Source organism: Streptococcus oralis subsp. oralis, from assembly GCF_002096595.1.
GTDB lineage: Bacteria > Bacillota > Bacilli > Lactobacillales > Streptococcaceae > Streptococcus > Streptococcus oralis_D.
Map to the genome: position 1 here is coordinate 41,796 of NZ_NCUR01000010.1, position 18,230 is coordinate 60,025.

At 40.9% G+C, this 18,230-nt stretch carries 13 protein-coding genes and 1 other annotated feature (1 of these 14 only partly in view); of the genes, 12 read left to right on the plus strand and 1 reads right to left on the minus strand.

Going from position 1 to position 18,230, the window contains the following annotated elements; genetic code table 11:
- The first annotated feature begins 66 nt into the window (after positions 1-66).
- From B7714_RS04560 to B7714_RS04580, 5 genes are all read left to right on the plus strand, one after another.
- Positions 67-903: a LicD family protein gene (locus tag B7714_RS04560; RefSeq protein ID WP_084859766.1), complete on the plus strand. Its 837-nt coding sequence runs from the start codon at positions 67-69 to the stop codon at positions 901-903.
- On the plus strand, positions 900-1,868 hold the full coding sequence (locus B7714_RS04565; protein WP_193432109.1) for a glycosyltransferase family 2 protein: 969 nt from the start codon (positions 900-902) through the stop codon (positions 1,866-1,868). Before B7714_RS04560 ends, B7714_RS04565 begins: the two co-directional genes overlap by 4 nt.
- An 8-nt stretch (positions 1,869-1,876) precedes the next feature.
- Entirely contained in the window at positions 1,877-4,030 is a 2,154-nt protein-coding gene (locus B7714_RS04570) for a LicD family protein (RefSeq protein ID WP_084859767.1), read from the plus strand.
- Positions 4,031-4,033: 3 nt separating this feature from the next.
- Positions 4,034-4,744, plus strand: coding sequence for a LicD family protein (locus B7714_RS04575; RefSeq protein ID WP_084859768.1), 711 nt, complete (start codon positions 4,034-4,036; stop codon positions 4,742-4,744).
- A gap of 186 nt (positions 4,745-4,930) precedes the next feature.
- On the plus strand, positions 4,931-7,438 hold the full coding sequence (locus B7714_RS04580; protein WP_084859769.1) for an MBL fold metallo-hydrolase: 2,508 nt from the start codon (positions 4,931-4,933) through the stop codon (positions 7,436-7,438).
- 49 nt (positions 7,439-7,487) lie between these two features.
- On the opposite strand, the gene B7714_RS04585 is transcribed toward B7714_RS04580, so the two are convergent.
- Positions 7,488-8,966 carry an oligosaccharide flippase family protein gene (locus B7714_RS04585; RefSeq protein ID WP_084859770.1) on the minus strand — a complete coding sequence of 493 codons (1,479 nt, stop codon included), beginning with the start codon at positions 8,964-8,966 and terminating at the stop codon, positions 7,488-7,490.
- Between the two features lie 122 nt (positions 8,967-9,088).
- Here B7714_RS04585 and mecA point away from each other — a divergent pair, with 122 nt between their 5' ends.
- The 7 genes from mecA (at position 9,089) to B7714_RS04620 (ending at position 18,072) form a co-directional block, all read left to right on the plus strand.
- Positions 9,089-9,829: an adaptor protein MecA gene (gene mecA / locus B7714_RS04590; protein ID WP_084859771.1), complete on the plus strand. Its 741-nt coding sequence runs from the start codon at positions 9,089-9,091 to the stop codon at positions 9,827-9,829.
- A 148-nt stretch (positions 9,830-9,977) separates the two neighbouring features.
- Positions 9,978-11,264 carry a homoserine dehydrogenase gene (locus tag B7714_RS04595; RefSeq protein ID WP_084859772.1) on the plus strand — a complete coding sequence of 429 codons (1,287 nt, stop codon included), beginning with the start codon at positions 9,978-9,980 and terminating at the stop codon, positions 11,262-11,264.
- Position 11,265: 1 nt separating this feature from the next.
- On the plus strand, positions 11,266-12,135 hold the full coding sequence (gene thrB / locus B7714_RS04600; protein WP_084859773.1) for a homoserine kinase: 870 nt from the start codon (positions 11,266-11,268) through the stop codon (positions 12,133-12,135).
- Positions 12,136-12,233: 98 nt separating this feature from the next.
- On the plus strand, positions 12,234-13,172 hold the full coding sequence (gene msrB, locus B7714_RS04605; protein ID WP_084859774.1) for a peptide-methionine (R)-S-oxide reductase MsrB: 939 nt from the start codon (positions 12,234-12,236) through the stop codon (positions 13,170-13,172).
- Positions 13,173-13,232: 60 nt separating this feature from the next.
- Positions 13,233-14,957, plus strand: coding sequence for an ABC transporter ATP-binding protein (locus B7714_RS04610; RefSeq protein WP_084859775.1), 1,725 nt, complete (start codon positions 13,233-13,235; stop codon positions 14,955-14,957).
- Position 14,958: 1 nt separating this feature from the next.
- On the plus strand, positions 14,959-16,707 hold the full coding sequence (locus B7714_RS04615; RefSeq protein WP_084859776.1) for an ABC transporter ATP-binding protein: 1,749 nt from the start codon (positions 14,959-14,961) through the stop codon (positions 16,705-16,707).
- 105 nt (positions 16,708-16,812) lie between these two features.
- Positions 16,813-18,072: a TRZ/ATZ family protein gene (locus tag B7714_RS04620; RefSeq protein WP_084859777.1), complete on the plus strand. Its 1,260-nt coding sequence runs from the start codon at positions 16,813-16,815 to the stop codon at positions 18,070-18,072.
- Positions 18,073-18,133: 61 nt separating this feature from the next.
- Positions 18,134-18,230, plus strand: a sequence feature (ribosomal protein L10 leader region); it runs 39 nt beyond the window's last position.

Consider the following 18,230-nt stretch of genomic DNA (forward strand, 5'->3'; position numbering starts at 1 on the left):
ATTTTTAGGGCTTTTTTATGGTATAATAAAACGATATAACTCGTTATTGTACAGAAGAGGAGAGACATGAGTGATTTGAAAGCGATTCAGGCTCGTAGTCTGGAAATGGCTGAATATTTCGTCGCATTTTGTAAAGAACATGATTTGTTGTGCTATCTCTGTGGTGGAGGAGCCATTGGCGCCCTTCGTAATAAGGGCTTCATTCCTTGGGATGATGATCTAGACTTTTTCATGCCACGTAAGGACTATGAAAAATTAGCAGAACTGTGGCCCCGTTATGCAGATGAGCGTTATTTCTTGTCAAAGAGTCACAAGGATTTTGTAGACCGTAACCTTTTTATTACCATTCGAGACAAGGAAACCACTTGTATCAAGCCTTATCAGAAGGATTTGGATCTGCCACACGGTTTGGCCTTGGATGTTTTACCATTGGATTATTATCCTAAAAATCCAGCTGAGCGTAAGAAACAGGTTCGTTGGGCCTTGATTTATTCACTCTTTTGCGCCCAAACTATCCCAGAAAAGCATGGTGCAGTCATGAAATGGGGAAGTCGCATCTTACTCGGCCTAACTCCAAAATCCCTACGTTATCGCATTTGGAAAAAAGCTGAAAAAGAAATGACCAAGTATAGTCTGGCTGAGAGCGATGGAATTACGGAATTATGCTCAGGTCCCGGCTACATGCGAAACAAATACCCAATCGCATCTTTTGAAGACAATCTTTTCTTGCCATTTGAAGGAACTGAGATGCCCATTCCAGTCGGTTATGATACCTATCTCAGCACTGCTTTTGGCGATTATATGACACCACCACCAATAGACAAGCAGGTACCGCATCATGATGCTATTATAGCGGACATGGACAAGAGCTACACAGAGTACAAGGGAGAATATGGAGCATGATGGGAGAAAAAATAAGCGTTATCGTTCCAGTCTACAATGTAGAAGCCTATCTGGAGAAGTGTGTCGAATCCATTTTAAAACAGACCTATACCAACTTGGAAATTCTTCTTGTCAATGACGGCTCAACGGATTCTAGTGGAGAACTGTGTGATCAATTAGCTCAAAGAGATCAACGGATTCGTGTCATTCACAAGGAAAATGGGGGCTTGTCTGATGCTCGAAATAGAGGGATTGAAGAGGCAAGTTCAGATTTGATCGGTTTTATCGATAGTGATGACTACATTGACGAAGATATGTATGAGACCCTTTACCGTCAAATGCTAGAATCAAATGCTGATCTTTCTATGTGTGGACATTATGATGTCTACCACCAAATGCCAGAAAAGCAAGTTGCAGCGATTCAGACTTGGGAATTAAGTCCCCAAGAGGCCATTAAAATGGTCATGGAAGCTAAAATCCTCTCGGTCACAGCTGTCAACAAACTTTATAAAAAAGAACTCTTTGAACACCTACGATTTGAAATTGGCAAAATAGCAGAAGATGCCTTCATCATGATTGCCTTGATTCATCACTGTCGCAAGGTTGTCGCAACAAATGTGAAGAAATACTACTATGTTCACCGTGAAAATAGTATCACGACTCAAAAATTCTCCTTGAAATTCTTAAACGTTATTGAGGCTTATGAGCAAAACGCGACTATTATAAGAGAGAATTATCCTGAACTGGCAGATGTTGCAACCATGCGTTTAAACTGGGCTTACTTCTATGTATTGGATAGGCTCTTGGTTGATGCAGATTTCAAGGATAGGGTCTTAGAAGACCGTTTGATTGCCTATCTAAAGAAAAACACAAAGAACATTCTTTTAGATAGTCGTTTTACAAGAGCAAGAAAAGTGAGCTTTTTAGCTTTGTGCCTGAATCGAAAATTGTATACGAAAATCTTGCTTGCACAAACTAAGAGTTAGGAGAAACAATGATTTCATTTATTGAAAAAAACTATTTTAAAATCAATCTGCTGTTTTTATCAGTTATATCTTTTTACTGTATGGCAGGCTTGATTGTCCCACTTCAGTCGATTTCGGCCAATAAATTTGTCACTCTTGGCATGACCCTCATGGGTGTTTTGTTGGGACTTTATAATTTCTTTATCAAAAAAGTCTATCTGAATGTCCGAAAAATTGAGTATTTGATTCTCTTTTTTCTAATGAATATCCTGACAGCTGCCTTAGTTGTCAAGTATGGATTTTCAACTAATATAAAGAATTTAGTTGTCTTTTTCATCTATTTCTTTGCACTTTATCCAGCCTTTCAGTCTTTCACAGTGAAAAAAGCGCGTGCCCTCTTTGATGTATTCTTTTCAGTTATCACTGTTGCAAATACTATAGGTGTGCTTGTATCAATTTGGCAATTCTTCATGCTACAGGGCTACCGCGTATTGGATTACAAGGGCTTATTGATCCGCCAAGGATTTGTAGAGTCTCGTCTATTTGGGATCCTAGCCAGTCCAAACTATCTCTCTATTATTTCTTTGATGGTGATTATTTATTTGTGGATGCGCTTGTCACTCTACAATACAGTCCTTAAAACTCTGGCTATCTCATCAATTCTGCTAAATTTTGCTTATATTGTACTGTCAGGTTCAAGGACAACCTATATCTGTTTGGTAGTCGTTGCTTTCTTATATGCTTTGATGACGGCTAACTGGTCTAAAAAAACTAAGTCACTTCTTACTGTTCTAGTGACAGTAGGATTGGTATTTGTCGGCTATAATGGTATCAAATATAGTAGCGATATTTACTTGAAAGCTCACTCAGCTCAAATCCAAAAGAACCAAGAAAATGGACAAAATGGAGACAACAATCTTTCTCTTGAGAGAACTGACACAAGTGAAGAGAATATCTCCAATAACCGTTTTGCCATTTGGCAGTCAACAGCTTCCTTTATCCCTAGACGTCCTCTGTTTGGATATTCAGGTGGAAATTGGTATGAGTTAGGTAAAGAATATGATGCTTCAGCCTATATCATCAAACAACATTATCTTACTCACAACGGTTACCTTGAGTTGCTATTCTATGATGGTATCACAGGTTTTATTCCTATGGCCATCTTTATGCTTGCCTTCATCATTTCAAGTCTCAAGAAATATAAAAAAGACCTTCAAGAAGGTCGCCGCAATCATGAATTGATTACCATTCTCTTGATGACTGTAGTTATTCTCATCTCTAACTTGTTCTTGAGTTCAACCTTCTATGGAATTTCTCTACAGGGTTGTATCTTGTTTGTGATTTCAGGTTACTATTTCTCTGTTCTCTATAAAAAAAGAGACGGCTATAGAAAACTAGATGAAGCGGAGATTAAAGAAGTTGAACTAGGTGTCATGGATTATATCCACAATCTCTGTCAAAAAGAAAATATCAACTATTCACTGGCTTATGGAACCTTGCTGGGAGCAGTAAGACACAAAGGCTACATTCCTTGGGATGACGATATTGATATCTCCTTGAAACGCGATGAATATGACAAATTGTATCAAGCTATTTTGCAAGATAATGATCCTGTCTACAAGGTTGTTTCTTGGGAAAATGACGCTCGCTACCCTTACCCATTTTACCGAGTCTATGATGCGCGAACTGTCTATGATAACAACTATATCGACAATGATATTGATTTAGGGATTTGTGTGGATGTTTTCCCATTTGACTATTATGCTGATGTTAACAAGGACATGGTAAAACTAGATACTTACCGTCGTTTATCAGTCTATACCTTTTATGGCATTCATAATAAGAATGCGAAACTCAAGAATGTTTTCAGATATCTACTTGTCCTTGTTTTTCGTCTGACTCGTGTCAAAACTTGGAACCAAAAGATGAATATCCTATCTATGCAAGAAAAAGATGGAGACTTCATTGACTACCTTATGGAGAACAAAAGAGTTTCTACGAAGTTTGACAAGTCCTTCTTGGATACGACGATTGACAGTCCATTTGAAGATAGAGTTTACAAAATTCCTGAGGCCTATCAGCCAATCCTTTCTGCCATCTACGGAGATGACTTTATGGAAATTCCTCCTCTAGAAAAACGAGTGAAGCATGATGACTTCCTCGCTTATATAAAGGAGGGATAGAACGTGTTACAATGGTTAAAAAGAAGTTTAGCCAGTCTCTTAGGAGATAAGAAAGACCTGGTTAAAAAACTACCTATTATCAAAAATTTAAATCAAAAAGCCAATATCGACTTGGATTCAAAGAGAAGCAATTTGCTCAAAGAAAACTTTGAAGATATTCTAAAGGCCATCTACCAATCTAATCTGAAATCCTATGATATCTGGTTAGATTTTGGAACTTTACTTGGTTTCTACAGAGAAAATGATTTGATTCCGCATGATTTAGATATGGACTTTGGGATTATTGTCCCAGACTACGAAGCCTTTTTAAAGGATGAGAAAGTTCTTTTTGAGAAGGGCTTTGTCAGAACAAAAGAGTTCTATTACAATGATAAACTTGTAGAATTATCCTATAGTTACAAGGGCCTCAATGTTGATTTTATTGTCTATGATAAAAAAGAGGGAAGCATTTCCTCAGACACTATTTTCTATATGACAAACGCCTTGGGAAATCCTACAAGATATGAAGTCTACCACTATGAATTGCCGTTTGCAGCACTTACTGAATGTAGTTTTAAAGAGATTCTAGTAAAAGTTCCAGAAAATACAAGAGAATACATCAGTCACTTGTATGGGGAGGATTTTGAAATCCCTAATACCCATTACAACTGGAAAGAAAATCCGATTTACAAACAAAAAGATCCTAATTTGGCTAAAGTACTTTTGAAAAAGTAAACTTCGAAATACAAGAAAAGAGGGGATGGTGAAGTTCTTCCTTGTTAACTCTAGTCCCTACTCTAGTGTGACAATCAGACTTCTCTTTTCCTCTTTTTGTCTTATAGTGACGGAAAGAGGCTAGAAAGTTGCTACTAGGATGAATTCTCATCCTAGCTTCCGCTATCAAAGAAAGAAGTGGTTTATATGAAAAAGAAACAGATAAAAGAAACCCTTGTATTTATTTCCCTAGTCTTGTTGCTCGTCTCTGGACTCTTGATACCCGCAGTTCAGGCAGATACTTCAAGCAATCGAATCCATTTTATCAATACCAAAGGAGTATCAGGAAGTGATGCCATTATTCTAGAAAGTAATGGTCACTATGCCTTGATAGATATGGGTGAAGACTATGATTTTCCAGATGGAAGTAATCCACGTTATCCAAGTCGTGTAGGAATTAGTACAAACAATGAGTATGTATTAGAAGATCGTCTCTTCCGTCACATGAAACACCTTGGGATACAAAAGTTAGATTTTATTCTAGGAACCCATGTCCATAGTGACCATATTGGATCGGCGGATGAAGTTCTTAAACGTTATCCTGTAGACAGATTTTATCTAAAGAGATACTCAGATGAGCGCATCACATCAAAATGGCGATTGTGGGACAATCTTTTTAATTATGACAATGCTGTCAAGACGGCTCTAGAGCGTGGTGTAACTCTTGTGCAAGACATTACCGAGAAGGAAAGTCACTTCACTTTAGGTGATATGGATATTCAGCTATATAACTATAAAAACGAATATGACAGTGATGGCAAACTTAAGAGAGTTTATGATGATAATTCCAATTCAATTGTAGCAGTGGTTACTGTAGCGGGTAAAAAGATTTATCTCGGTGGTGACTTGGATAATGCTGAGGGAGCAGAGGATAAGTTAGGTCCTGAAATTGGTAAAATCGATATGATGAAATGGAACCATCATTATGATGCCCACATTTCAAATACGATTCCTTTCTTAGACTCCCTATCTCCAAGTATGGTGGTTCACACATCCGCAGCAGAAGCCAATCTTGCTACAACTAGAGACTATCTTAAGAAACATGGTATTGAGGTAGTTCATGCTTCTAGCCAGACCAAGGATGCAACTGTCTTTACAATTAGCAGAAATGGTTTTACAAATGTGTCTGATTCTCTACCTAATATCCCCACTGTTAGTGAAAGATGGTATAAAGAAGATGGTTACTGGAAGTATCGCTTGTCTGATGATCAGATGGCAATCGGTTGGCGAAAAATAAATGGTATTTACTATTTCTTTAATGGGCAAGGACAAATGCAGGCAGGTAAATGGCTTCATTTGAACGACTCTCGTGAAAAACCTGATGGTAACTGGTATTATTTAAACAACAATGGACAAATGCAAGATACTGGCTGGTTTAAACACGATGGTACTTGGTATTATATTGCTTCAAGTGGAGCAAGGAGCTATAGTCAGTTAGTTGAAATTGATGGGCAAAAATATCTATTTGACAAAGATGGAAAGATGCTGACTGGCCTTCAGGTCTATAATGGTAAGAAGATGGTCTTTGCTAGTAGTGGTGCCCTGCAGTCGGAGGGCAAAGCATCATCTTGGCAAAAGATTGCCTCAAATTGGTACTATTATGATGAAGACGGCATTTTGACAGTTGGTAAGAAAGACATCAAGGGCACAACTTACTACTTTGACAAAGAAGGTATCATGCAAACTGGCTGGGTGTTGGTAGATGGCAAATGGAACTACTTTACGAATTCAGGCGCCATGCAAACTGGCTGGTTCAAGGACAAAGACATTTGGTTCTACCTTGATAAAGACGGCAATATGCTAACTGGAAATCAAGAAATCAATGGCTCTCGTTACTATTTCAAGGCAAGTGGTGCCATGCAAACTGGTTGGCAATGGCAGGACAAGGGTTGGCAGTATTATACTAGCTCTGGTGCCATGAAGACGGGCTGGTTAAAATCGGGCGAATCATGGTATTATCTGGATCCAGAAACTGGTATCATGGCAGTCGGATCGCAAGAAATTAATGGAAAGAACTATTTCTTCAAGTCTTCAGGAATCATGCAAGTTGGTTGGCAGTGGGTAAATGATAGTTGGCATTATTATGCCACTTCAGGAGCTCTGCAAACAGGCTGGCTTAAAGATGGGGACACTTGGTATTATCTGGATGCTAAGGAAGGAACCGTGTTGGTCGGTCTCCATGCAGTAAATGGTGAACAGTACTACTTTAGCACTTCCGGTGCCATGCAGACAGGTTGGAAGTGGATTGATGGTCAGTATCGATATTTCCAAGCAAGTGGCGCCATGAAGACTGGCTGGATCAAAGATCAAGGCAAGTGGTATTATCTTGAAAAAGAAAGTGGAACCATGTTGGTCGGTCTTCATACGGTGAATGCTCAGACCTACTATTTTGGTCCAAACGGAGCTCTGCAAACGGGTTGGAAACAGCTTGATGGCAATTGGTACTATTTCCAAAAAGACGGAGCTTTACTGAAAAATGCCATCACACCTGATGGTTACAAAGTAAACGAAGAAGGTATCTGGAAACAGGCTGTTGCTGCTGTAAATAGCGAGGCAGTCAAGCCAGAACAGAACCAAGAAACAAATTCTAATCTTGTTGAACAAGAAAAACAAGATTCAAATCCAGAAGCCAATGCTTCTGACAAGAAAGAATAAAGAAGAAAACACCCTACTGATAGATAAAAATTATCAGTAGGGTGTTCTTTTAATTTCTTTTAAGCTTAGCAAGTACTAAGTTCAGAGCATAGTGGAGTGTTTTATCTTTGGCGATAAAGAGTGTCAAGAGATAATAGATACCACAAGCCGCAACAGTCGAGAGAACCATGAGAATCATGTTGAAGTTGACTGTATAAGAGTTGATTTGGAAAAGGAATTTAAACGCAAAATAAATCGGTATGAATCCAAGGGATACAATAGTGTAACGTGTCAGAGTAGCAAAGATTTCTTTCAAATCAATCAGTTGGTGTTTCTGGATAAAGCGTATTTCCAGGAGAACGACGATAGTCTCTGCAAGAATAGTTGTAGCGATATAGTACTCAGGTGCAAAAATATTATTGAAATACAAGATGCTATTTAATAGTATATTGGCGCCACCGCCAAGGAAGTAAAAGGCAGTCAAACGATTTTCGTGGTCATTGATAAAGATAATTTGTTTACCAAGGATCAACTCAATGGCCCAGATGATGGTACGGAAGGCGAAGACACTAGTCACGATACCCGCTTCGAGGTATTTTTCAGAAGAGTAGATAACTGCTGCGTAGTTTCCTAATACCATAATCCCAATACTGGTTGGAATGATGAGGAAGTAAAAGAGGGCAGCTCCTTGATTCAGAAGATTATTATAAGACTCGTAGTCTTTCTTACCGAGATAGTAGCCGAGGCGCGGAATACTGACGTTGATAGCTCCACTCAAGACACTAGCAATCAACATAACGATGCTAGAAGCAATAGTGTAATAAGAAATGTAGTTTTCATCTGGTCCCTTGGTGATAAACATTCTATCAAGCAAGGTATAGAGCATGTTAGCGTTCGCTAAGAGTAGCATGGTCAAGAGCGGTTTAGATGCTTTGACTAATTCAACAAGACCGATCTTAACAAAGGAAACTTCTCTCTTGATCCAAAGAAAACTGAGCAGGTAGTTGAAGATAGTGGTTGCTGTCATAACGATAGCATAAGGAACGATATCGTCTGCCGTTTTAACAAAGGTGAAGATAGCGACCAGCATGGCAATCCGGATGATCAATGTCTTATAGAGGATGAAGGCATAGTTTTCATAAGCCTCGTTCATCCATTCGATATTGAGAAATTGGAAGAGTGCTTGGGCCCCTAGAATGTAGTAGAGGACTTTCAAATTCTCAATGCTGGTGTCAAAGAAGATAATGAGGAAGTAGATACCTGTCGTCAGGAGAGAGGTGAAAACCGAGATATAAAACAACTTAGAAAAGACGTAGTTGATTTTATTCTTGTCATCCTTGACCTTACTGATAGCTCGAATTCCGTAGTTGTATATCCCAAAGGCAGCTAGTGGAATAACGAAGCTAGCCCAGGTATTGGCCGTATTGAAATAACCGTAATTGGATTTGCTGAGAATCCGCGTCAGATAAGGATTGGTTATCAGTGGAAAAACGATATTGAGAATATTGACCAGCAAGCTGGCCAAGGCATTTACTTTTATATTTTTCATTGATCTTTCTTTCTTAAATCTAAAATCATATCTAGTATTATATCACATTCTCGCTTCATTCTTTTGATAAAATCGTAAAAATCTAGTATAATAGATAGACTGAAAGTATGAGGTTACTAGATATGAAGATGAAACAAATTAGTGATACAACACTGAAAATCACGATGACTTTAGATGATTTGATGGATCGGGGAATGGAGATTGCAGACTTTCTCGTTCCTCAGGAAAAAACAGAAGAGTTTTTCTATGCTATTTTAGATGAGTTAGAGATGCCAGACAATTTCTTAGATAGTGGCATGCTGAGTTTCCGTGTGACGCCAAAACCAGATAAGGTTGATGTCTTTGTGACCAAGTCTAAGATTGACCAGAATCTGGATTTTGAAGATTTGGCGGATCTACCAGACATGGAAGAATTAGCCCAAATGTCGCCGGATGAATTTCTCAAAACCTTGGAAAAGAGCATTGCAGATAAGACCAAGGACGATATTGAAGCTATCCAATCTCTAGAGCAGGTCGAGGCAAAGGAAGAGGAGCAAGAGCAGGTAGACAAGGAGACTGAGAGCAAGAAAGAACCTTATATCTACTATATCTTGCGTTTTACAAGTCTTGCTGACTTAGTTGCTTTTGCAAAGACGGTTAACTACCAGATGGAAACATCTGAACTCTATAAGATGAATGGACACTACTATTTGACAATCTTAGTTGATGTGGAAAACCATCCTAGTCCATATCCAGCCTGGCTCTTGGCTCGTATGCGTGAATTTGCTGATGACAGTGATATCAGTCGTTCGGTTTTACAAGAGTATGGTCATATCTTGATCAATCACGACGCTGTGTTCGGTCTTCAAAAAATTAATTCATAGTTTTTAGAAATCAATTTTTACTTATCAGAATAGGCGAATCAGATGATTCGTTTTTTCTTTTCTATCTATAAATAGTGGTTTTCTTAGATAGGAATTTTCACGAAATTTTGTTATAATGGCTATATCAGAAAATTTCTAGGAGACAAACATGACAGTTAAAATTGCTTTACTTGGATTTGGTACCGTTGCAAGTGGTGTGCCTTTCCTCCTAAAGGAAAATGGAGAAAAAATCGTTCAGTCAGCTCATTCAGAGATTGAAGTAGCCAAGGTATTGGTCAAGGATGAAGATGAAAAGAACCGCTTGCTTGCAGCAGGGAATGACTTTAACTTTGTGACCAATGTAGATGATATTTTATCAGACAAAGATGTCACCATTGTAGTAGAATTGATGGGACGTATTGAGCCTGCTAAGACCTTTATTACTCGTGCCTTGGAAGCTGGGAAACACGTTGTTACTGCTAACAAGGATCTTTTGGCTGTCCATGGAGCAGAATTGTTAGAAATCGCTAAAGAGCATAATGTAGCACTTTACTATGAAGCTGCAGTTGCTGGTGGGATTCCAATTCTTCGTACTTTGGCAAATTCATTGGCTTCTGATAAAATCACGCGCGTTCTTGGTGTCGTAAACGGAACTTCCAACTTTATGATGACCAAGATGGTGGAAGAAGGCTGGTCTTATGATGATGCTTTGGCTGAAGCACAAAGATTAGGTTTTGCAGAAAGTGATCCTACAAATGACGTGGATGGGATTGATGCAGCCTACAAGATGGTGATTTTGAGCCAATTTGCCTTTGGGATGAAGGTTGCCTTTGACGATGTAGCCCACAAGGGAATCCGCAATATTACACCAGAAGACGTAGCTGTTGCCCAAAACCTCGGCTATGTAGTGAAATTGGTAGGTTCTATCGAGGAAACTCCTTCAGGTATTGCTGCGGAAGTAACTCCAACCTTCCTTCCTAAAGCACATCCACTTGCCAGTGTGAATGGTGTAATGAACGCTGTTTTTGTAGAATCTATCGGTATCGGTGAGTCTATGTACTACGGACCAGGTGCTGGTCAAAAACCAACTGCAACAAGTGTTGTAGCGGACATTGTCCGTATCGTTCGTCGCTTGAATGATGGTACTATCGGTAAAGACTTCAACGAATATAGCCGTGACTTGGTCTTGGCCAAGCCTGAGGATGTCAAAGCCAATTATTACTTCTCAATCTTGGCTCCAGACTCAAAAGGTCAGGTCTTGAAACTTGCTGAAATCTTTAATGCTCAAGATATTTCCTTCAAGCAAATCCTCCAAGATGGCAAAGAGGGTGACAAGGCGCGTGTAGTGATTATTACTCATAAGATCAATAAAGCACAACTTGAGAATGTTTCAGCTGAGTTGGCCAAAGCTTCAGAATTTGACCTCTTGAATACCTTCAAGGTGTTAGGAGAATAGGATGAAGATTATTGTACCTGCAACCAGTGCCAATATTGGGCCAGGTTTTGATTCGGTTGGTGTAGCTGTAACCAAGTATCTTCAAATTGAGGTCTGTGAAGAACGAGATGAGTGGTTGATTGAACACCAGATTGGCAAATGGATTCCCCATGACGAGCGTAATCTTTTGCTTAAGATTGCCTTGCAAATTGCGCCTGACTTGCAACCGAGACGCTTGAAAATGACCAGTGATGTTCCCCTGGCGCGTGGCTTGGGTTCTTCAAGCTCGGTTATCGTTGCTGGGATTGAACTAGCTAATCAACTGGGCAAGCTCAACTTATCTGACCACGACAAATTGCAGTTGGCTACCAAGATTGAAGGGCATCCTGACAATGTGGCTCCAGCTATCTATGGTAATCTCGTTGTTGCGAGTTCTGTTGAAGGGAAAGTATCGGCAATTGTGGCTGACTTCCCAGAATGTGATTTCCTAGCCTACATTCCAAACTATGAATTGCGTACCCGAGATAGCCGCGGTGTCTTGCCTAAGAAATTGTCTTACAAGGAAGCAGTTGCGGCTAGTTCCATCGCCAATGTTGCTGTTGCAGCCTTGTTGGCAGGAGACATGGTGACAGCTGGCCAAGCGATTGAGGGAGACCTCTTCCATGAGCGCTATCGTCAGGAACTAGTGAGAGAATTTGCAACGATTAAGCAAGTAGCCAAAGAGAATGGTGCCTATGCAACCTATCTTTCTGGTGCTGGTCCGACGGTTATGGTTCTGGCTTCTCATGACAAGATGCCCACGATTAAAGCTGAATTGCAAAAGCAGTCTTTCAAAGGAAAATTGCATGATCTAAAAGTTGATACCCAAGGTGTTTGTGTCCAAGAAAAATAAAGAATAGAAGATAGGATGGGGAAAATCTCGACTAGGGGGCTTCCTGTCCTTTTTTTGAAAAGAAGTCTAGTCAAAGAACTTGATAAAGGAGAAAGAAGATGGCAGAAATTTATCTAGCAGGTGGTTGTTTTTGGGGCCTAGAGGAGTATTTTTCACGAATTTCAGGCGTATTAGCAACCAGTGTTGGCTACGCTAATGGCCAAGTCGAAACGACCAATTACCAGTTGCTCAAGGAAACAGACCATGCAGAGACTGTTCAAGTGATTTATGATGAGAAAGCTGTGTCACTCAGAGAGATTTTGCTTTATTATTTCCGTGTTATTGATCCCTTGTCTATTAACAAGCAGGGGAATGACCGTGGCCGTCAATATCGTACTGGGATTTATTACCAAGATGAAGCAGACTTGCCAGCTATCTACACTGTGGTGCAGGAGCAGGAACGCATGCTAGGTCGAAAGATTGCAGTAGAAGTGGAGAAACTTCGCCACTTTATTCTGGCTGAAGACTATCACCAAGACTATCTCAAGAAAAATCCTTCAGGTTACTGTCATATCGATGTGACCGATGCTGAGAAGCCATTGATTGATGTGGCAAACTATGAAAAGCCTAGTCAAGAGGTGTTAAAGGAAAGCTTAACTGAAGAGTCCTATCGTGTCACCCAAGAAGCTGCTACAGAGGCTCCATTTAGTAATGCCTATGACCAAACCTTTGAAGAAGGGATTTATGTAGATATCACGACTGGCGAGCCACTTTTTTTTGCCAAGGATAAGTTTGCTTCAGGTTGTGGTTGGCCAAGTTTTAGTCGTCCGATTTCTAAGGAGTTGATTCACTACTACAAGGATTTGAGTCATGGGATGGAACGAATCGAGGTTCGTTCTCGGTCAGGCAATGCTCACTTGGGTCATGTTTTCACAGATGGACCTCGTGAGTTAGGTGGCCTCCGTTACTGTATCAATTCGGCTTCCTTGCGTTTTGTAGCCAAGGATGAGATGGAAGAAGCAGGATATAGCTATTTATTGCCTTATTTAAACAAATAAAACAGAGAGGGTGGGCGCTTCCCATTTTCTTCATTTCCAGAATAAGAATAGAAAGGATCTATGAAACACTTACTATCTTACTTCAAATCCTATATCAAAGAATCCATTTTAGCTCCCTTATTCAAGTTACTAGAAGCTGTTTTTGAGCTCTTGGTTCCCATGGTGATTGCTGGGATTGTTGACCAGTCCTTGCCCCAGAGAGACCAAGGGCACCTCTGGATGCAGATTGGCCTACTCCTTATCTTTGCAGTGATTGGCGTTTTAGTAGCCTTGATTGCTCAATTCTATTCAGCTAAGGCAGCGGTAGGTTTTGCCAAGGAATTGACAAACGACCTCTATCGTCATATTCTTTCTTTACCAAAGGAAAGCAGAGACCGTTTGACAACTTCTAGCTTGGTCACTCGCTTGACCTCGGATACCTACCAAATTCAGACTGGTATTAATCAGTTTCTGCGTCTCTTTTTGAGAGCGCCTATTATCGTTTTTGGGGCAATCTTTATGGCCTATCGCATCTCAGCTGAGCTGACTTTCTGGTTTTTAGTTATGGTTGTCATTTTGACGATTGTTATTGTAGGCCTCTCTCGTCTGGTCAATCCTCTCTACAGCAGTCTCAGAAAGAAAACGGACCAATTGGTTCAGGAAACGCGCCAGCAATTACAAGGGATGCGGGTGATTCGTGCTTTTGGGCAAGAAAAACGAGAATTGCAGATTTTTCAAACCCTTAACCAAGTCTATGCCAGTTTGCAAGAAAAGACGGGTTTCTGGGCTACTTTATTACCCCCCCTGACCTATCTGATTGTTAATGGAACTCTTCTCGTCATCATCTGGCAGGGCTATATTTCAATTCAAGGAGGTTTACTCAGTCAAGGTGCTCTCATTGCCCTTATCAACTATCTCTTGCAGATCTTGGTGGAATTGGTCAAGCTAGCCATGCTGATCAATTCTCTCAACCAGTCCTATATCTCAGCTAAGCGAATCGAGGAAGTCTTTGCTGAGGCTCCAGAAGATATCCATTCAGAATTAGAACAAAAGCAAGCTGCCATTAATCAGGTTTTACAAGTCCAAGAATTGACCTTTACCTATCCTGATGCGGCCCAGCCTTCTCTGAGAGATATTTCCTTTGATATGACTCAAGGACAAATCCTTGGTATCATCGGAGGAACTGGTTCTGGTAAATCAAGCTTGGTGCAAGTCTTACTTGGACTTTATCCAGTAGACAAGGGGAGCATTGACCTTTATCGAGATGGACGTAGTCCTCTTAATTTGGAGCAGTGGAGGTCTTGGATTGCCTATGTGCCTCAAAAAGTCGAACTTTTTAAGGGAACTATTCGTTCCAACTTGACTCTGGGTTTCAATCAAGAAGTAACTGACCAAGCACTCTGGCAGGCCTTGGAGATCGCGCAAGCAAAGGATTTTGTCAGTAAAAAGGAAGGTTTTTTGGATGCCCTAGTTGAGGCAGGAGGTCGAAATTTCTCAGGCGGGCAAAAACAAAGGCTGTCTATCGCCCGAGCAGTCTTGCGCCAAGCTCCGTTTCTCATCCTAGATGATGCAACCTCGGCCCTCGACACCATTACCGAGTTCAAGCTCTTGAGAGCTATCCGAGAAAATCTGCCAAATACAAGTTTAATCTTGATCTCTCAACGAACTTCGACTTTACAGATGGCAGACCAGATTCTCCTCTTGGAAAAAGGCGAGCTCCTAGCTATCGGCAAGCACGAGGACTTGATGAAAACTAGCCAAGTCTATCGCGAAATCAATGCATCCCAACATGGAAAGGAGGACTAGCATGAGACGACAAACCGCAAACCAGACGCTCACACGTTTGGCTAAAGACCTTGCAAGTCACCCTTTCCTCCTTTTCCTAGCCTTTCTAGGAACTATTGCTCAAGTTGGCTTATCAATTTACCTACCTATTCTGATTGGGCAGGTCATTGACCAGGCCCTAGTGGCTGGTTCCTCGCTAGTTTTTTGGCAGATTTTCATTCAGATGATATTGGTGGTCATAGGAAATACCCTGGTTCAATGGGCCAATCCTCTCCTCTATAATCGCCTAATCTTTTCTTATACCAAAGACTTGCGAGAGCGAATCATCCATAAACTCCATCGTTTACCGATTGCCTTTGTAGATAGACAAGGTAGTGGGGAGATGGTTAGTCGTGTAACCACGGACATCGAACAGTTGGTGGCTGGCTTGACCATGATTTTTAACCAATTTTTCATTGGTGTCTTGATGATTTTGGTTAGTATTCTAGCAATGCTCCAAATTCATCTCCTCATGACCCTCTTGGTCTTGCTGTTGACGCCACTGTCCATGGTGATTTCACGCTTTATTGCCAAGAGATCTTATCACCTCTTCCAGAAGCAAACGGAGACAAGGGGGATTCAGACTCAGTTGATTGAAGAATCGCTTAGCCAGCAGACTATTATCCAGTCCTTCAATGCTCAAGGAGAGTTTATCCAAAGATTGCATGAGGCGAATGCCAACTATGCAGGCTATTCTCAGTCAGCTATCTTTTATTCTTCAACGGTCAATCCTTCGACTCGCTTTGTCAATGCACTCATTTATGCGCTTTTAGCTGGAGTGGGAGCCTATCGTATTATGATGGGTTCAACCTTGACCATTGGGCGTTTAGTGACTTTTTTAAACTATGTCCAACAGTACACCAAGCCCTTTAATGATATTTCTTCTGTTTTAGCCGAGTTGCAAAGTGCTCTCGCTTGCGCAGAGCGCGTCTATGCTGTCTTAGAAAGTCCTGAGGTTGCTGAAATAGGTAAGGAAATCTTGACCAGTGACCAAGTCAAGGGAGCTATTTCCTTTAAACATGTCTCTTTTGGCTATCATCTTGAGAAGGTTTTGATTAAGGATTTATCCATTGACATTCCAGCTGGTAGCAAGGTTGCTATTGTTGGTCCTACGGGTGCTGGCAAATCAACCCTCATCAATCTCCTCATGCGTTTTTATCCTATTAACTCGGGAGATATCTTGCTAGATGGTCGTTCCATTTATGACTATAGTCGTGCTTCTCTGCGCCAGCAGTTTGGCATGGTGCTCCAAGAAACCTGGCTCAAGCAAGGGACCATTCATGACAATATTGCCTTTGGCAATCCTGAAGCCAGTCGAGAGCAGGTGATTGCTGCGGCAAAAGCAGCTAATGCAGATTTCTTTATCCAGCAGTTGCCGCAGGGATACGATACTAAGTTGGAAAATGCAGGAGAATCTCTCTCTATCGGCCAAGCCCAGCTCTTGACCATCGCCCGAGTCTTTCTAGCTATCCCTAAGATTCTTATCTTAGACGAGGCGACTTCCTCCATCGATACGCGGACAGAGATGCTGGTACAGGATGCCTTTGCCAAACTCATGAAGGGACGAACAAGTTTTATCATTGCCCACCGCTTGTCTACTATTCAGGATGCGGATCTGATTCTAGTCTTGGTGGATGGTGACATCGTGGAGCATGGAAACCATCAGGATCTCATGGCTAGAAAGGGCAAGTATTACCAAATGCAAAAGGCTGCGGCTTTTAGCTCAGAATAAGCCATTCCTATCCATTTTAAAATCTAAATGACACTAAAAGTTGCCTTCGGGTGACTTTTTTGTTACAATAGCTAGAAAAAATTAGGGTCTTAGAAGGAGAAAACAATGAAAGTCTATCATCATCTAAATATCGTGACTTGTGACCAAGATTTCCATGTTTATTTGGATGGTATCTTAGCCGTTAAGGACTCTCAAATCATCTATGTCGGCCAAGAGGAGCCAGATATTTTAGAGCAAGCTGAGCAGATTATAGACTATCAGGGAGCCTGGATCATGCCTGGTTTGGTCAATTGCCACACCCATTCTGCTATGACAGGTTTGCGAGGAATTCAGGATGACAGTAATCTCCACGAATGGCTCAATGACTATATCTGGCCAGCAGAAGCAGGATTTACGCCTGATATGACTACCAAGGCGGTCAAAGAAGCTCTGACAGAGATGCTCCAGTCAGGGACAACAACCTTCAACGATATGTATAATCCCAATGGTGTGGATACTGAGAGAATTTATCAGGCAGTCAAGGCATCTAAGATGCGTTGTTATTTCTCACCGACCCTCTTTTCTTCAGAGGCAGAAACAACTGCTGAGACCATAAGCAGAACACGTGCCATCATCGAGGAAATCTTAAAATATAAAAATCCAAATTTCAAGGTCATGGTAGCCCCACATTCTCCCTACAGCTGTAGTAAAGATTTGCTGGAAGAGAGCTTAGATATGGCAAAAGAGCTGAATATTCCTATCCATATCCATGTGGCGGAGACTAAGGAGGAATCAGGAATTATCCTCAAACGATACGGCAAACGCCCCCTCGCATTTCTAGAAGAACTAGGTTACTTAGATCATCCGTCTGTTTTTGCTCATGGGGTCGAACTAAACGAGCGAGAAGTTGAACGTTTGGCAACTTCTCATGTGGCTATCGCCCATAATCCTATTAGTAACCTCAAACTGGCTTCAGGAATCGCTCCAATCATCCAACTGCAAAAAGCAGGAGTAGCAGTCGGAATTGCGACTGACTCGGTTGCTTCCAATAACAATCTAGATATGTTTGAGGAAGGACGGACCGCAGCCCTCCTTCAGAAGATGAAAAGTGGAGATGCCAGCCAATTCCCTATCGAAACAGCCCTTAAGGCACTGACAATCGAAGGAGCTAAGGTTCTTGGAATGGAAAACTTGATAGGAAGTCTGGAAGTTGGCAAGCAAGCAGATTTTCTGGTCATCCAACCACAAGGAAAAATCCATCTCCAACCTCAGGAAAATATGCTCTCTCACCTCGTTTATGCGGTCAAATCCAGTGATGTCGATGATGTTTATATCGCTGGAGAACAGGTGGTTAAGCAAGGCAAAGTTTTGACAGTAGAGATTTAAAAAAATTTAAAAAAAGTTTGCAAAAATCTTGCATTCTTTTTTTGTCTATGCTATACTTATATACGGTTTGAAAAAACTGCCTAAGACAGTAGGGGAGCTCGACTCATAAAGATCCTACCGAGGACAAAACGTATCATGTAAAAAGAAGCGTATTGTAC

Bases quoted from the DNA above. Each gene is read 5' to 3' on its own strand.
- B7714_RS04560 (WP_084859766.1), top strand. From the start codon at position 67: ATGAGTGATTTGAAAGCGATTCAGGCTCGTAGTCTGGAAATGGCTGAA.
- B7714_RS04565 (WP_193432109.1), top strand. From the start codon at position 900: ATGATGGGAGAAAAAATAAGCGTTATCGTTCCAGTCTACAATGTAGAA.
- B7714_RS04570 (WP_084859767.1), top strand. From the start codon at position 1,877: ATGATTTCATTTATTGAAAAAAACTATTTTAAAATCAATCTGCTGTTT.
- B7714_RS04580 (WP_084859769.1), top strand. From the start codon at position 4,931: ATGAAAAAGAAACAGATAAAAGAAACCCTTGTATTTATTTCCCTAGTC.
- B7714_RS04585 (WP_084859770.1), bottom strand. From the start codon at position 8,966: ATGAAAAATATAAAAGTAAATGCCTTGGCCAGCTTGCTGGTCAATATT.
- mecA (WP_084859771.1), top strand. From the start codon at position 9,089: ATGAAGATGAAACAAATTAGTGATACAACACTGAAAATCACGATGACT.
- B7714_RS04595 (WP_084859772.1), top strand. From the start codon at position 9,978: ATGACAGTTAAAATTGCTTTACTTGGATTTGGTACCGTTGCAAGTGGT.
- thrB (WP_084859773.1), top strand. From the start codon at position 11,266: ATGAAGATTATTGTACCTGCAACCAGTGCCAATATTGGGCCAGGTTTT.
- msrB (WP_084859774.1), top strand. From the start codon at position 12,234: ATGGCAGAAATTTATCTAGCAGGTGGTTGTTTTTGGGGCCTAGAGGAG.
- B7714_RS04610 (WP_084859775.1), top strand. From the start codon at position 13,233: ATGAAACACTTACTATCTTACTTCAAATCCTATATCAAAGAATCCATT.
- B7714_RS04615 (WP_084859776.1), top strand. From the start codon at position 14,959: ATGAGACGACAAACCGCAAACCAGACGCTCACACGTTTGGCTAAAGAC.
- B7714_RS04620 (WP_084859777.1), top strand. From the start codon at position 16,813: ATGAAAGTCTATCATCATCTAAATATCGTGACTTGTGACCAAGATTTC.